Consider the following 14613-nt stretch of genomic DNA (forward strand, 5'->3'; position numbering starts at 1 on the left):
AGCAGCGTCCGGTTATTTGCCGGGCGCGTTCTCGACGTAGGTGTACTTGCCGTCGTCACCCTTCTTCCAGGTGTACATGACGTAATCCGGACGGGTGATGTCGCCTTTCGCATCATAGCCGATCTCGCCGATCGTGGTCTTCCAGGGGCCGGCCGACTTGATGGTCTCGGCTACCTTCTGAGCGTCATCGGCTGAACCGGCCTTGGCGATGGCGGCCGCGATGATTTCCATCGCCGCGTAGGAGTAGAGCGTATAGGCCTCAGGCTCGAAGCCGGCCGCGCGGAACTTCTCGACGAGTTCCTTGGCGTTCGGATTCTTGCGCGGATCCGGAGCGAACGTCATCAGGGTGCCGTCGACGGCGTCGCCGGCGATGGAGGCCAATTCGTTTGACACGATGCCGTCGCCGGACATGAAGGTTGCCTTGAGGCCCTGGTCGGCGAGCTGGCGTATGATCAGGCCGGCTTCGGTGTGCAGGCCGCCATAGTAGACGACGGAGACGCCCGCGTCCTTCATCTTGGCGATAAGGGCCGAGAAATCCTTGTCGCCGACATTGATGCCTTCATACATGGCCTCGGTCACGCCACTGGCTGCAAGCGCCTTCTTGGTTTCGTCGGCGAGGCCTTGGCCGTAAGGCGTCTTGTCATGGATGACAGCGATCTTGGCATCCTTGAAGTTCGCGGCGAGATAGTCGCCAGCAACCTTGCCCTGCTGATCGTCGCGTCCGCAGGTGCGGAAGGTGTTCCACATGCCGCGTTCGGTGAACTTCGGATTGGTCGCAGCCGGCGTGATCTCGAGAATACCGTTCTCGGCGTAGACTTCCGATGCCGGGATCGAAACGCCCGAGTTGAAGTGGCCGACCACGTACTTGACGCCGTCGGCGACGAACTTGTTGGCGACCGAGATGCCCTGCTTCGGATCGGAGACGTCGTCGCCGACCGTGAGCTTGATCTGCTCGCCGTTGATGCCGCCGGCCGCATTGATGTCGGCGACAGCCTGTTCGGCGCCCTTTTGCAGCTGCGCGCCGAAGGCGGCGTTCGGACCGGTGATCGGACCGGCAACGCCGACCATGATGTCAGCCCACGCGCTTCCGCTGAACGCGACAAGCGCGGTCAGGGCGACGGCGGACAAAAGTGATTTTCTCATGTAAAACGCTCCCATTTACAGAGTGGGCGTGGATGATGCTTTCATGCGATGCCCACTTTTACTCGCAGAAAACGTACTTTGCCGATTTTCAGGCACTTGTCACGCCGATTCATCCCCGGAACGGCGTTAATTGTGAACGTCAACCTTTTGGTTTCCAGCTCAAAAGCGATGCTCTTTCGTAGAGCCAGTTATACTGTGTCACCATCTGGTTGGTGCGCGTGTATTGATAGCCGATGAAGCCCAATATCATCAGGACAATGGTGTCGACGATGTAGTACTGCAGCGAGAACATCGTGCCGCCGAACAGTGCGTGATGGATGAACCTTACGGCGATGCCGAGGCCGAGCAAATAGGCGAACAATTGGACGAAGCTGCGCCATGTTTGGGCGCAGGCCTTGCCCGTCATCCATGCCGCCCAGCCGCCAAGCAGGCAGGTGACGAAGAAGAACTGCCAGACGGAGGGTTCCTCATAGAGAATGCCCTGCATGATGAAGACTCCTGAACTCAGTGATGGCCGCCTTCGAGATAGGCGGCGCGCACGTCCGGATCGGCGAGCAGCTCCTTGCCGGTGCCGCTCATCGTCACATTGCCGTTGACCATGACATAGCCGCGCGTGGCGAGCTTCAGTGCCCCGAAGGCGTTCTGCTCGACCAGGAACACTGTCAGCCCCTGCGTGCGGTTCAACTCGCGGATGGCGTCGAAGATCTGCTTGACGATCAGCGGCGCCAGGCCCAGCGACGGCTCGTCGAGCAGGAGCAGCTTCGGCCGCGCCATCAGCGCACGTCCGATCGACAGCATCTGCTGCTCGCCGCCCGACAGCGTGCCGCCGCGCTGGGCAATGCGTTCCTTCAGGCGCGGAAACAGCGTGAACACCTTCTCGACGTCCTCGTCGTAGTGCTGGAGGTTGTCGAGGCTGGCGCCCATCTGCAGGTTTTCCATCACCGTCATGCGCGGGAAGATGCGCCGGCCCTCCGGCGACTGGGCGATGCGCATGCGCGCGATCTCATGCGTCGGCAACTGGGTGATGTCGGTGCCAGCAAAGGTGATGGTGCCTGCCCGCGCCCGTGGAGCACCAAAAATGGTCATCATCAGCGTCGACTTGCCGGCGCCGTTGGCGCCGATCAGCGCCACGATCTCGCCCTGCTTGACGGTGACATCGACGCCGTTCAGCGCCCTGATGTTGCCGTAGTAAGTCTGGACGCCCTTGATATCGAGCAGCGTTGTGCCGGCCATTATTTACGCCCTCCGCGCCGGTCGGAGACGCCCGGTGTCTTCGGCTTTACCGGAGCCTTGGTGGCCGGCTTTGCCGCTGAGGATTTCGCGGCAGAGGGTTGCTTGGCTGCCGCCGGGGAGGCTGCCTTGCTTGCCGCGGCGCTCGACCTTGCGTCGACCCGCCCGGCTTTCGAGGCGCCCTTCGACACCGTGACCCGTTCGCCCTCGCTGTGGCCGACCGTGTCGGTCACCGGTCCGGCGAGATACGAAGATGATGTGCCCGGGCCGTGCGCCGAATCCGGGCCCGTATCCAGTTGCTCGATGACGTCTTCGTCGCCGACCTCGGTCAGCACCGTCTCGACGTCCTCGTCTTCGACGCCGAGATAGGCGGCGATGACGCGCGGGTCGGTGCGTACCGCCTGCGGACTGCCGTCCGAGATCTTGCGCCCGTATTCGAGCACCACGATATGGTCGGAAATCTGCATGACCACCGCCATGTCGTGCTCGATCAGCAGGATCGACGTGCCGGTGGTATCCTTGATGTCCATCAAAAGCGCGTTGAGCGCCATTGATTCCTTCGGATTGAGGCCGGCGGCCGGTTCATCGAGGCAGAGCAGTTCCGGACCCGTGCACATGGCCCGTGCGATCTCCAGGCGCCGTTGCGCGCCATAGGGCAGGTCGCCGGCCGGATCGTCGGCTCGGTCGACGAGGTTGGCCTTCTCCAGCCAGTGCTTGGCCAGGTCGATCGACTCGGCCGATGCTGTCCGGTAGCCGCTGAAGCCGAACAGGCCGAGGATGGTGTAGCCGGATGCCTTCATCAGCTTGTTGTGCTGCGCCACCAGCAGGTTCTCCAGCAGCGTCATGCCCGAGAACAGACGAATGTTCTGGAAGGTGCGCGCCACCTTGGCGCGCGCCGGAATCTCGTGGTTCGGCAGGCGTTCGAGCAAGAAGCTCGAGCCGTCGCGCCGGCTGAGCGTGATCATGCCTTCCGACGGCTTATAGAAGCCGGTGATGCAGTTGAACACGGTGGTCTTGCCGGCACCGTTCGGCCCGATCAGCGCGGTGATCTCACCGCGCCTGGCCTGGAAGGACAGGTCGCCAATGGCGACTAGGCCACCGAACTTCATCGACATATGCTCGACCTGCAGGATGGCATCGTTCATGGATAGGCCCGCATCACTCATCAGCCGTGGCCCTCCTTGGTCAAGGAGCCGGATACGGCCCTGCGCTCCTTGAGGAAGGCTGTCGGTTCACGGCTGCCGACAAAGCCGCGCGGCTTCCACACCATGACGATGACCATGGCTATGCCGAACAGCAGCATGCGGTAGAGTTCCGGCGTGAAATCTGGGCCGAAGACCTGCTTCAGGAAATCGAGTTCGCGCAGCGCCTCGGTGCCGCCGATCATCACTAGGGCGGCGACGGCAATGCCGACAAGCGAGCCCATGCCACCGAGCACGACGATGGCGAGGATAATCGCCGATTCCAGGAAGATGAAGGATTCGGGGCTGACGAAGCCTTGCCTTGCGGCGAAGAACGAGCCGGCGAAGCCGCCGAACATGGCGCCGGTGGCAAAGGCGGTGAGTTTGGTGGTGGTGGTGTTGATGCCGAGCGAGCGGCAGGCGATCTCGTCTTCACGCAGCGCTTCCCAGGCGCGGCCGACCGGCATGCGCCTGAGCCTTATGGTGACAAAGGCCGTCAGCAGGCAGAGCCCAAGGATCAGGTAGTAGAGGAAGATCTTGTAGTAGGCGCCAGATTGGGCGATGCCGAGAACCTTCGAGATGTAGTTCGGATCCGACACGTTGAACGATATCAGGCCGAAGAAAGAGACCTTCGGGATACCGGAAATGCCGGCCGAGCCGTTGGTCACTTCGCGCCAGTTGATGATCACCAGCCTTATGATCTCGCCGAAGGCGAGCGTCACGATCGCCAGATAGTCGCCGCGCAAGCGCAGCACCGGAAAGCCGAGCATGACGCCCCAGAACGCGGCCATGGCGCCGGCAGCCGGCAGCAGGATCCAGAACGACAGGCCGAAATGGGTACCGAGTAGCGCGTAGGCATAGGCGCCGACGGCGTAGAAGGCGACATAGCCGAGGTCAAGCAAACCGGCGAGGCCGACGACGATATTCAGTCCCCAGGCCAGCATCACATAGATCAGGATTTGGATGCCGAAATTGTCGACCCATTTCAGCGAGCCCTGGAAGCCGCCCACCATCGATCCCGTATAGAGGGCAAGCACCAGCACGACGACGATCGGATAGAGCGCCAGCGCGGTTATGCCCAGGCCCGAGAAATGCGCAAGAATGAAGGCCCGGAAATAATAGATCACCCAGGCCAGTGCATAGATGATCGCCAGCGCCCGCACGAACCGTGCATAACCGGCAAGAGCCGGCCCCAGCAAACCATCGAGGGAGCCGGCCAGAAGAACCAGCACGGCCACTATGGCGATGGCCGCGATGAAATACGGCAACCGGAAGAACCGCGTCGCGACGCTGGCTGGCAACAGGCCGGTGGCGACATCGGCGATCTTCTGTTTGGCCAGGAAGGGCTGGCCATAGGCGACGTAAAGGAAGCGGCCGACCATCGTGGCGATCATCACCACGGCGAGCAGGCCCCAGCGCTGCACCAGGATCAGCTCGTTGCTGATGTTCTGATCGGTCTTCAGCCCAATGAACAGCACGAACAGGCCAAGCACGATGGCGCCCGCGTAAAGCGCCTCGCGCGTGGCGCGCTGGACGGGGGTGGCGACGACGTCGCGTTCCGGAGATGCGGTGACGGCCATGGTCTCAGACCTTTTCGACTTCTGGCCGGCCCAGAATGCCGGAAGGCAGGAAGATCAGCACGATCGCCAGGATGGAGAAGGCGGCGACGTCCTTGTAGTCGATCGAGAAATAGGCCGACCACATGCTCTCGATGAAGCCGATCATCAGCCCGCCGAGCACGGCGCCGGGCAGCGAGCCGATGCCGCCGAGCACCGCGGCAGTAAATGCCTTCACACCGGGCGTAAAGCCATCGGAAAACACCACGACGCCGTAATACATCAGGAAGAGCGTGCCGGCGACGGCGGCAAGGGCGGCGCCCATGATGAAGGTGATCGAGATGGTGCGATCGACGTCGATGCCGAGCAGTGCGGCCATCTTGCGATCCTGCTCGCACGCCCTTTGCGCTCGACCCAGCGAGGTCTTGTTGACCAGGTACCAGAACAGCGCCAGCAGGACTATGGTGACCAGAACGATGATGATCTGCTTCAGCGACACGCTGATGCCTTCGATGTTGTAGACCTTGGACACCATCGGCGGGACCGGCTTGTTGCGCGGCCCTTGCGTCACCTGGACGAAATTGGAAAGCACGATCGACATGCCGATCGCGGTGATCAGCGGCGCCAGCCGGAACGAGCCGCGCAGCGGCCGGTAGGCCACTTTCTCGATCGTCCAGTTGTAGAGGCTGGTCAACAGCATCGCCACGATCATCATGATCAGCAGCGCGATGACGATCGGCACCGAATAGAACATCGCGCCGAGGATGAGGAAAACGATGAGGGCGGCGAAGGCGCCGACCATGAAGATGTCGCCATGGGCGAAATTGATCATGCCGATGATGCCGTAGACCATCGTGTAGCCGATCGCTATCAGCCCATAGATCGATCCCAGCGTCAGCCCATTGATAAGCTGCTGGACAAAGTACTGCATGCTGTCGTGGCTCCCCTGGAATGTCGCCCATGCAGACGCATTCCTTTTCGTATTTGCCCTAGTCGTAAAGTTTCGAGCCCGGATTGCAACGTGATTTTTCGATCAGAACGCGTGTTTTCGCCGCACGCTGCCCGATCGCCCATTTTTTTTCATATCCGGCCTCTGGACTATCGTGGACCCTACCATTGGCATAACGCAATGTCTTTGACGATTCGGCCTCAACATGCACCCCGTTTCGAAGGAATCGCCGTCAAAATAAGTTGATGAGCAGGATCGTTGCGCCGCCGAAGCAACCAGTTTTTGCCTTCCTTTCGTTTCCCCTGGGTCAGGATCCTCTCATTTGACGACGAATCCGTGCGCGAACGGATCGCGGTCGTCGATGAAGATCGTGTTCAATCCGGTCATGCGCGCCCAGCCGCCGATCGAGGGAATGATGGCCGGCTTGTCCGCCACCGTGACCTCTTCCTCGACCCTGCCCTTGAACAGCGAGCCGATGATCGATTCATGGACGAAATCGTCGCCGGCCCTAAGCTTGCCCTTGGCGTGAAGCTGCGCCATCCGCGCCGAAGTGCCGGTGCCGCAAGGCGAGCGGTCGATCGCCTTGTCGCCGTAGAAGACGGCGTTGCGGGCATCCGCTTGGCTGTCAGTCGGCGCACCCGTCCACAGCATATGCGACAGCCGGTCGATGCCGGGATTCTCCGGATGCACGAAGGAGTACTTCTCGTTGAGCCGCTGCCGCACCACCGGGCTCCAGGCGATGAGGTCGCCGGCAGAATGGTCGGCCATGTCGCGATAGTTCTTCTGCGGCTCGACGATGGCGTAGAAATTGCCGCCATAGGCCACATCGACGCTGATCTCGCCGAGTTGCGGACATTCGACCGTCAGACCCTCGGCATGGAGGAAGGACGGCACATTGGTGATGCGCACCTCCTCGACATATTCGCCGACCTGTTTGTACTCGGCGGTGACCAGGCCGGCCGGCGTGTCCAGCCTGAGCAAACCCGGCGTCTTCGGCTTGATCAGCCCGTGCCCGATGGCCATCGTCACCGTGCCGATGGTGCCGTGACCGCACATTGGCAGGCAGCCCGAGGTTTCGATGAACAGGATGGCGATGTCGCAATCGGGCCGCGTCGGCGGGTAGAGGATCGAGCCGGACATCACATCATGGCCGCGCGGCTCGAACATCAGCCCGGTTCGGATCCAGTCATATTCGGCCAGGAAATGCGCGCGCCGCTCCATCATTGTCGCGCCCTGGAGCAGCGGTCCGCCGCCGGCGACAAGCCGCACTGGATTGCCGCAAGTGTGGCCGTCGATGCAAAAGAAGGAGTGGCGCGCCATTTCTAGATCCCGTCAGAAGCGGTTCGGAGAAAACGGAGAAAGATCAAACACCGGATTTTGGCCGAGAATGAGATCGCGGACCAGGCGTCCGGTGGCAGCCGCCTGGGTCAGGCCGAGATGGCCGTGGCCGAAGGCATAGACTATCGTGCCGGCCTGCCTGGCGCCACCGATCACCGGCAGCGAATCCGGCAGCGACGGCCGGAACCCCATCCATTCGCGGCCACCGGCCGTATCAAGCCCCGGCAGGAAGCTTTTGGCCTTTTCGAGCAGCGCCTTCGAGCGGGCGTAGTTGGGCGGCCGCTCGATGCCGCCGAGTTCGACCGCGCCGCCGACGCGCACGCCGGTTTCAAGCGGCGTGACGACGAAGCCGTGGCCGGAGAAGATCAGTTGCCGCTTCACGTCGAAGGCGGTCTTCGGCAGCGTCGTGTTGTAGCCACGCTCGGTTTCTAGCGGGATGCGATCGCCGATATGTTTCGCTAGGAGATGCGACCAGGCGCCGGCGGCGATGACGAGGCATTTTGCTTGCCGCACCGTGCCGTCGGCCAGCGTCAATGTCGCGCCTTCCTGCCCTGCCCCGACATGGTCGATCCGAGCCTTTTCGAAACGCGCACCGTTCTTCTCGGCATAGGCCCAGATCGCCTTGCCCAATAATTTCGGATCGGCAACGGTCTTCCATCCCGGCACGAAAGTGCCCTTGACGAAGCGCGACGACAGGCCCGGCTGCAAGGCGGCGAGAGCATCGCCCTCGACATGGCTGAAGCCGATGCCGAAGCGCTGCCTCGCCGCCCAGCCGGGCAGTGACGCCTTGAACTCGGCCTCGCTCTCGTAAAGTTCGAGCGAGCCGTCCTCGCGCAGCATGTTTCCGTTGCCCGAGCGCGCCATCAGCCCGGCCCATTCGGCCTCGGCGAGCCGCATCATGCCTGCCTGCGCCGCGAGGCTGGCCTCGTAGCGGTCGCTTCGTCCGGCGCGCCAGAAGCGGACAAGCCACGGCAGCAGTTTCGGCAGGTAGGCGGGCGGGATGCTGAGCGGGCCGAGCGGATCGGCGAGCCATTTCGGCAGATGCCTGATCATGCCCTTGTGGGCCAGCGGCAGTACATCGGAAAAGGCCAGGGCGGCGGCATTGCCGGAACTCGTCTCCTCGCAGATCCCCGTCCGGTCGAAGATCGTGACGTTTCGTCCTGCCTCGGCCAGATAGGCGGCGACACAGATGCCGATGATGCCGCCGCCGATAATGGCGATGTCGATTGCAGCATCGCTATTCATGGCTGCGCGCCACGCTGCATGGCTCGACCTCCGCATCGCTCGGTACCTTGTAGCCAGCCCCCTCATCCGGCCCTTCGGGCCACCTTCTCCCCGTCGGGGAGAAGAGACTGACGCCAGCGTTGGCGACCTCTTCTCCCCTCGGGGAGAAGGTGGCCGCGAAGCGGCCGGATGAGGGGGTCTGCGACATTGCCACCCCTTAGAATTGTGGCAGCACCGGCCGCACCGCCAGCGCATCCCTGACGATCTTTTCGACCATCTTGCGGCGCTCGCCCGACAGCGCCTGGCGCGGCATGCGCACGCGGTCGTTGGTGTTGATCGCCAAGACTTCGGCAAGCTTGATGTTCTGTACCAGATAGGTCGACACGTCGAGGTCGAGCAGCGGCCGGAACCAGCGGTAGATTGTCAGCGCCTCCTCGCGGCGGCCCTGCTTCATCAATTGGAAGATCGCGACCGTCTCGCGCGGAAACGCGGTGACCAGCCCCGCCACCCATCCGATGGCGCCGACCGACAGCGCCTCGAACGCCAGATTGTCGACGCCGGTGAACAGGTCGTAGCGGTCGCCGAGTCGGTTGATGATTTCGGTCGAGCGGCGGATGTCGTCGGAGGATTCCTTGATGGCGACGAAACGCTTGTCCTTCGCCAGTTCCTCCATCTGGTCGACGGTGACGTCGACGCGATAGGCAAGCCGATTGGAGTAGATCATCACCGGCAGGTCGCCGGCCTCGGCGACAGCGCGCAGTGCAGCGACCGTCTCCTCAGCATTGGTGTGGTAGATCGGGCTCGGCACCACCATCAGCCCGTTAGCGCCCTCTTTGGCGGCGCGGCGCGCGATCGCCGCCGCCTCGCGGGTGCCGGCTTCGTTGACCGTCAGCAGAACCGGCTTGTTGCCGGCGATCTTCTGCGCGGTCTTCAGCACGTCGATCTTCTCGTCATGCGAGAGCATCGGCCCCTCGCCGAGCGAGCCGCAGACGATGATGCCGTCGCAGCCGGCCTCCATCTGCAGCGCAAAGCAGCGCTCCATCTCGCCGTGGTCGAGGCGGTCGTCCTCGGTGAATTTGGTCGTGACGGCGGGGAAAACTCCAGTCCACATGGCGGTCGCTCCATCTGATATATCAGTCGTATATTTATTAACAAACCGACTGTCAACACGGATTTCGCTATGATATATCAAAAATATATCAGGAGCTCGCCTTTGATATTCAATGAAACAAGCCCGGCATTCGAGCCAGTGGCGGCGAAAGCCTACCGCCTGCTCGAGCACATGATCGTGACGCTCGAACTGGCGCCTTCAAGCTTCATCACCGAGGGCGCGCTGATCGACAGGCTGGGGCTCGGCCGCACGCCGGTGCGCGAGGCGATCCAGCGGCTGGCGTGGGAGGGACTGCTGGATGTCCGGCCGCGTGCCGGCATCGCCATTGCCCCGCTGCATCCCGGCGACTGGTTGCGCGTTCTCGATGCACGGCGTGGCGTCGAGGTGGTTCTTGCCCGCTCGGCCGCTCGCTTCGTCACCCGTGACGCCGCCGATCTGTTTCACGATGCGGCACTGGCGATGCAGAAGGCGGTGATATCAGGCAATGTGCTGGCCTTCATTCAGGCCGACAAGGCGCTCGACGAGGCGCTGGCGCTGGCGGCCGACAACCCCTTCGCCGCGCGGCTGGCAGCCCCCTTGCAGACCCACAGCCGCCGCTTCTGGTTCCGCTACAAGGCCGAAACCGGGCTGGCGGAATCGGCAGAGCACCACGTCGCGCTGATCCGCTCGATCCTCGCCGGCGACGAAGATGCCGCCGCTAAAGATGCCAAGCGCCTGATGGCGCTGCTGCGCGGCCATGCCGAGACGGCTGCGACGCGCTAGGAGATCGGCAGCAACCTTCGGCCGGCTCTTTGAGTTCCGTGCATCCGGCGGCTGCCAGGCGCTGAGCATCGCTCAATTCGGTCATGCGTCCTGGTCGGTCGGGATCACCACGTTTTCCCAATGTTCGCCGGCCGCGACGATGCAGCTTCTGCCGGTGACATCGGTGACGATGATCGTCCAGCTTCCGCTGTCGGCGACATAGACTTCCATAATCGCCATCTGGCCGATCAGCCCGAAAGCAAATTGTCTTTCCTGGAACTGCTCGCTCAGGTGAGCTACGAGATCGCCATGTTCGACGCAGTATTGATATTGGGCGCTTGCGGCGTTCGTACCCACCGCCAGTGCCCCAGCAAGCACCACGGTTTTCACCCAGACGAACAGCGATTTGCGTGCCATAGGGCACCTCCTTTGCCATCAGTCCGGCAAAGGGGACGCCTCATTTTGCCGGAACGATCCAGGCCGGTTCCGACGTCATCGCGTCGTTCCTTTCTGTGTTCCGGTCTGTCAGCGGGACGATTCCAAATGTTCCCACTATGTTCCATATATGGTGTCGGCAACGAAAAGCGCAAGCAGGCGCCCGCTGGGGCGCCCGTGGATCCGTTTCAAGGTCGTCGCCGAGAACCGCGGCCTGCGCGCGGCTATGCTGAGGCGGCTGCCACCCGCTCGGCGGCTCAGGTACCTGGCAGCGCCGCAGTCGTCATCGCGCTCTCCCAGCCTTCACCCACCGAAACCACGCAGCTTTGACCGCGTGTGTCGCTGGCGAGGATGGTCCAGGTGCCCTGGTCGGAAACGAAGACTTCAACAATCACATTCGGATTGACGACGCCGAGCGCGGTCGGATTTTCCCGAAACTTCTCGCCGAGCGCCTTGATCATGTCGGCTCGTGGCGCGCATTGGTCGGCCGCTGTTGCCGGGGCGGCGGAAAGCGCCGCGACCGCTACGCAAAGTGTCGTCACCATTAGACGCGTCATCTGACACCTCCTTGCGCCAGCCGCCCCCGAGACTGTCGCCAACGCCGTTGGTTGGTCTGCCGCGCCTGCTTCGCGGCAGGATTGCAATTTTAAAGACTTCTGCTGCCGCCTGGTTCCATCACATTAGCCTTCACGCAGATACGGGCCGAGACCGGCCAACAAAAAGACCCGGTTTTCTGGCCGGGCCTTTTTCGCTCAATCTTTAATCGTCCGGCTAGTTCATCGTCGGGATGACGAATTCGGCACCGTCCTTGACGCCTGCCCGCGCCCGCAGCCAAAGGCGAGGGCGCGCAAACAGGGAACCGTCCGGCTAGTTCATCGTCGGGATGACGAATTCGGCACCGTCCTTGACGCCGGACGGCCAGCGCGAGGTCACCGTCTTGGTCTTGGTATAGAAGCGGAACGCGTCCGGTCCGTGCTGGTTGAGGTCGCCGAAGGAAGACGCTTTCCAGCCGCCGAACGTGTAGTATGCGATCGGCACCGGGATCGGCACATTGATACCGACCATGCCGACCTGGACCCTCGAGGCGAAGTCGCGCGCCGCGTCGCCGTCGCGGGTGAAAATGGCGACGCCGTTGCCCATTTCGTGGTCGTTGGCGAGCTTGATCGCGTTCTCGTAAGTCGGCGCGCGCACCACGGAGAGCACCGGCCCAAAGATCTCTTCCTTGTAGATGCGCATGTCGGCGGTCACGTGGTCGAACAGGCAGCCGCCCATATAGTAGCCGTTCTCGTAGCCCTGCATGGAGAAGCCGCGGCCGTCGACGACCAGCTTGGCGCCTTCCCCGACGCCGGTGTCGACATAGCCCTTGACCCGCTCCAGCGCCTGCGCCGTAACCAGCGGGCCGAAATCTGCGGACGAATCCGTCGATGGGCCGACCTTCAGGCTTTCGACACGCGGCACCAGCTTGTCCATCAGCCGGTTGGCGGTGTCGTTGCCGACCGGGACTGCCACCGAGATCGCCATGCAGCGCTCGCCGGCTGAGCCGTAGCCGGCGCCGATCAGCGCGTCGACGGTCTGGTCCATGTCGGCGTCGGGCATGATGATCATGTGGTTCTTGGCGCCGCCGAAGCACTGCACGCGCTTGCCGGCCGCGCAGCCGCGCGAATAGATGTACTGGGCGATCGGCGTCGAGCCGACGAAGCCGATGGCCTTGATATCAGGGTCGTCGAGGATGGCGTCGACCGCGTCCTTGTCGCCGTTGACGACGTTGAGGATGCCCGCCGGCAGGCCGGCCTCGATGAACAATTCGGCGATGCGCATCGGCACGCCTGGATCGCGCTCCGAAGGCTTCAGGATGAAGGCGTTGCCGCAAGCGATAGCCGGCGCGATCTTCCACAAGGGGATCATCGCCGGAAAATTGAATGGCGTGATGCCGGCAACGACGCCGAGCGGCTGGCGCATTGAATAGACGTCGATGCCGGGGCCGGCGCCGTCGGTGAACTCGCCCTTCATCATGTGCGGTGCACCGATGCAGGCCTCGACCACTTCCAGGCCGCGCTGGATGTCGCCCTTGGCGTCGGCGATGGTCTTGCCGTGTTCGCGAGCCAGAATGTCGGCCAGCGCATCATACTCCCTGGCGACCAGTTCGAGGAACTTCATCAACACGCGCACGCGCCGCTGCGGGTTGGTCGCCGCCCAGCCGGGCTGCGCTGCCTTGGCGTTTTCCACCGCTGCGCGCAGTTCCGCCTGCGAAGCCAGTGCCACGGTGCCGCGTACCGTGCCGTCCATTGGCTGCATGACGTCCTGCTTGCGGCCGCTGGTCCCAGCGACACGCTTGCCGCCGATGAAATGACCGTATTCGATCATGGTTTCTCTCCCTGTATTTGTGATGCAGCATTGTCCGCCTTTGTGCGGCCGATGGCAACGCGAGCGAACACGCAACCGTTGTGCGGAAAATAGATAGCGGACGGCGCCTGTGCATCAATTGCCGCAAATGATAGGGTGCCGGTTCATCGCTGCAGGGATTGAGAGATTGCGTTCCTTCACACCCCCCTCTGGCCTGCCGGCCATCTCCCCCTCAAGGGGGGAGATTGCGCTGTCATCTTTGCCTTCGCCAAACATCGACGCTGTTAAGGAAGAGCTGTCAGCGGAGCTGCCAATCTCCCCCCTTGAGGGGGAGATGTCCGGCAGGACAGAGGGGGGTGCCACGGAACGCAACGTCGACGATTGTCATCCGGACCCTCCTCATGAACTGGGATGACGTCCGCATCTTTCTGGCGGTGGCGCGTGCCGGCCAGATCCTTGGCGCGGCCAAGCGGCTGGAGCTCAACCACGCCACCGTCTCGCGCCGCGTCGCCGCACTCGAGGATGCGCTGCGCGCAAAACTCTTTCGCCGGCTGACCACCGGCAGCGAGTTGACGCCGGCGGGCGAGCGTTTCCTTGACATCGCCGAGCGCATGGAAGGCGACATGATCGCCGCGCGCTCGATCGTGGCGGGCGAAGGCGACGATGTCTCCGGCACCGTGCGCATCGGCGCGCCTGATGGTTTCGGCGTCGCCTTCCTGGCCAAACGCCTCGGCGCACTGACGGCGCTTCACCGCGAACTCACCATCCAGCTGGTGCCGGTGCCGCGTTCCTTCTCGCTGTCCAGACGCGAGGCTGACATCGCTATCACCGTGGAGCGGCCGACCGAAGGCAGGCTGGTGGCGGGAAAGCTGGTCGATTACACGCTCCGCCTGTTCGCGTCCCGCGCCTATACCGAAGCGCATGGCCTGCCCCAGACGCCGGCCGAGCTCGGCCGGCACGCACTGATCGGCTATGTGCCGGACCTCATCGTCAGCCCCTCGCTCGACTATGCGGCCGAGTTCAGCGCCGACTGGCGCACGAGCTTCGCCATCTCCTCGGCACTCGGCCAGGCCGAAGCGGTGCGCTCCGGCGCCGGCATCGGCATCCTGCACACCTTCGTCGCCCGTTCGATGCCGGAACTGGTGGCTGTCGACATTGTCGCGCCCATCCGCCGCGCCTACTGGCTGGTCTATCACGAATCCGTCAGACCGCTGCGCCGCGTCCAGATCGTCGCGAGCTTCATCACCAAGGCGGTGGAACGGGAGCGAAGCCTGTTCGTCTGACGATATTCATCTGACGCGGCGAAGTGTATTGACCTTGATCCCAAATTGCGCGGCAAGTTTCTCACCCCGCTCAAATGGA

General features: G+C 63.0%; 14 protein-coding genes. 2 read left to right on the forward strand and 12 right to left on the reverse strand.

What is annotated here, in order from left to right; all coding sequences use genetic code 11:
* Positions 1–12 precede the first annotated feature (12 nt).
* From AC0L3I_RS01295 to AC0L3I_RS01335, 9 genes are all read right to left on the reverse strand, one after another.
* The gene (locus tag AC0L3I_RS01295; protein ID WP_473525701.1) at positions 13–1143 is read right to left on the reverse strand and encodes a branched-chain amino acid ABC transporter substrate-binding protein; all 1131 of its coding nucleotides are present in this window, start codon (positions 1141–1143) and stop codon (positions 13–15) included.
* A 139-nt stretch (positions 1144–1282) separates the two neighbouring features.
* The gene (locus AC0L3I_RS01300) at positions 1283–1630 is read right to left on the reverse strand and encodes a DUF6867 family protein (RefSeq protein WP_352955213.1); all 348 of its coding nucleotides are present in this window, start codon (positions 1628–1630) and stop codon (positions 1283–1285) included.
* 17 nt (positions 1631–1647) lie between these two features.
* Positions 1648–2376, reverse strand: coding sequence for an ABC transporter ATP-binding protein (locus AC0L3I_RS01305; RefSeq protein WP_192361325.1), 729 nt, complete (start codon positions 2374–2376; stop codon positions 1648–1650).
* Positions 2376–3539, reverse strand: coding sequence for an ABC transporter ATP-binding protein (locus AC0L3I_RS01310; RefSeq protein ID WP_473525702.1), 1164 nt, complete (start codon positions 3537–3539; stop codon positions 2376–2378). Before AC0L3I_RS01310 ends, AC0L3I_RS01305 begins: the two co-directional genes overlap by 1 nt.
* The gene (gene livM / locus AC0L3I_RS01315; protein ID WP_473525703.1) at positions 3539–5134 is read right to left on the reverse strand and encodes a high-affinity branched-chain amino acid ABC transporter permease LivM; all 1596 of its coding nucleotides are present in this window, start codon (positions 5132–5134) and stop codon (positions 3539–3541) included. The genes AC0L3I_RS01310 and livM overlap by 1 nt, the downstream gene beginning before the upstream one ends.
* Positions 5135–5138: 4 nt before the next feature.
* On the reverse strand, positions 5139–6041 hold the full coding sequence (locus AC0L3I_RS01320; protein WP_192361331.1) for a branched-chain amino acid ABC transporter permease: 903 nt from the start codon (positions 6039–6041) through the stop codon (positions 5139–5141).
* Positions 6042–6377: 336 nt separating this feature from the next.
* On the reverse strand, positions 6378–7379 hold the full coding sequence (locus AC0L3I_RS01325; protein ID WP_473525704.1) for a 4-hydroxyproline epimerase: 1002 nt from the start codon (positions 7377–7379) through the stop codon (positions 6378–6380).
* A 12-nt stretch (positions 7380–7391) separates the two neighbouring features.
* The gene (locus AC0L3I_RS01330; protein ID WP_473525705.1) at positions 7392–8642 is read right to left on the reverse strand and encodes an NAD(P)/FAD-dependent oxidoreductase; all 1251 of its coding nucleotides are present in this window, start codon (positions 8640–8642) and stop codon (positions 7392–7394) included.
* Positions 8643–8838: 196 nt separating this feature from the next.
* On the reverse strand, positions 8839–9732 hold the full coding sequence (locus AC0L3I_RS01335) for a dihydrodipicolinate synthase family protein (protein ID WP_473525706.1): 894 nt from the start codon (positions 9730–9732) through the stop codon (positions 8839–8841).
* A 69-nt stretch (positions 9733–9801) separates the two neighbouring features.
* Between AC0L3I_RS01335 and AC0L3I_RS01340 the strand changes: the two genes are divergently transcribed.
* Positions 9802–10494, forward strand: a complete 693-nt coding sequence (locus AC0L3I_RS01340; RefSeq protein ID WP_473525707.1) for a GntR family transcriptional regulator — start codon at positions 9802–9804, stop codon at positions 10492–10494.
* 81 nt (positions 10495–10575) lie between these two features.
* On the opposite strand, the gene AC0L3I_RS01345 is transcribed toward AC0L3I_RS01340, so the two are convergent.
* The 3 genes from AC0L3I_RS01345 to AC0L3I_RS01355 form a co-directional block, all read right to left on the reverse strand.
* A complete protein-coding gene (locus tag AC0L3I_RS01345; RefSeq protein WP_473525708.1) occupies positions 10576–10890 on the reverse strand; it encodes a hypothetical protein in 315 nt (104 codons plus the stop codon).
* 275 nt (positions 10891–11165) lie between these two features.
* Entirely contained in the window at positions 11166–11465 is a 300-nt protein-coding gene (locus AC0L3I_RS01350) for a hypothetical protein (protein ID WP_473525709.1), read from the reverse strand.
* Between the two features lie 310 nt (positions 11466–11775).
* Complete coding sequence (locus AC0L3I_RS01355) at positions 11776–13272, reverse strand: CoA-acylating methylmalonate-semialdehyde dehydrogenase (RefSeq protein ID WP_473525710.1); 1497 nt, start codon at positions 13270–13272, stop codon at positions 11776–11778.
* 380 nt (positions 13273–13652) lie between these two features.
* On the opposite strand from AC0L3I_RS01355, the gene AC0L3I_RS01360 reads away from it, so the two are divergent.
* Complete coding sequence (locus AC0L3I_RS01360; RefSeq protein WP_473525711.1) at positions 13653–14534, forward strand: LysR family transcriptional regulator; 882 nt, start codon at positions 13653–13655, stop codon at positions 14532–14534.
* Positions 14535–14613: the final 79 nt, after the last annotated feature.

It is taken from the genome of Mesorhizobium sp. WSM4840 (assembly GCF_055811755.1).

What these genes read in the sequence shown, in the direction of transcription:
- AC0L3I_RS01295 (WP_473525701.1), bottom strand. Translation starts at nt 1,143, where the DNA reads ATGAGAAAATCACTTTTGTCCGCCGTCGCCCTGACCGCGCTTGTCGCG.
- AC0L3I_RS01300 (WP_352955213.1), bottom strand. Translation starts at nt 1,630, where the DNA reads ATGCAGGGCATTCTCTATGAGGAACCCTCCGTCTGGCAGTTCTTCTTC.
- AC0L3I_RS01305 (WP_192361325.1), bottom strand. Translation starts at nt 2,376, where the DNA reads ATGGCCGGCACAACGCTGCTCGATATCAAGGGCGTCCAGACTTACTAC.
- AC0L3I_RS01310 (WP_473525702.1), bottom strand. Translation starts at nt 3,539, where the DNA reads ATGAGTGATGCGGGCCTATCCATGAACGATGCCATCCTGCAGGTCGAG.
- livM (WP_473525703.1), bottom strand. Translation starts at nt 5,134, where the DNA reads ATGGCCGTCACCGCATCTCCGGAACGCGACGTCGTCGCCACCCCCGTC.
- AC0L3I_RS01320 (WP_192361331.1), bottom strand. Translation starts at nt 6,041, where the DNA reads ATGCAGTACTTTGTCCAGCAGCTTATCAATGGGCTGACGCTGGGATCG.
- AC0L3I_RS01325 (WP_473525704.1), bottom strand. Translation starts at nt 7,379, where the DNA reads ATGGCGCGCCACTCCTTCTTTTGCATCGACGGCCACACTTGCGGCAAT.
- AC0L3I_RS01330 (WP_473525705.1), bottom strand. Translation starts at nt 8,642, where the DNA reads ATGAATAGCGATGCTGCAATCGACATCGCCATTATCGGCGGCGGCATC.
- AC0L3I_RS01335 (WP_473525706.1), bottom strand. Translation starts at nt 9,732, where the DNA reads ATGTGGACTGGAGTTTTCCCCGCCGTCACGACCAAATTCACCGAGGAC.
- AC0L3I_RS01340 (WP_473525707.1), top strand. Translation starts at nt 9,802, where the DNA reads ATGATATATCAAAAATATATCAGGAGCTCGCCTTTGATATTCAATGAA.
- AC0L3I_RS01345 (WP_473525708.1), bottom strand. Translation starts at nt 10,890, where the DNA reads ATGGCACGCAAATCGCTGTTCGTCTGGGTGAAAACCGTGGTGCTTGCT.
- AC0L3I_RS01350 (WP_473525709.1), bottom strand. Translation starts at nt 11,465, where the DNA reads ATGACGCGTCTAATGGTGACGACACTTTGCGTAGCGGTCGCGGCGCTT.
- AC0L3I_RS01355 (WP_473525710.1), bottom strand. Translation starts at nt 13,272, where the DNA reads ATGATCGAATACGGTCATTTCATCGGCGGCAAGCGTGTCGCTGGGACC.
- AC0L3I_RS01360 (WP_473525711.1), top strand. Translation starts at nt 13,653, where the DNA reads ATGAACTGGGATGACGTCCGCATCTTTCTGGCGGTGGCGCGTGCCGGC.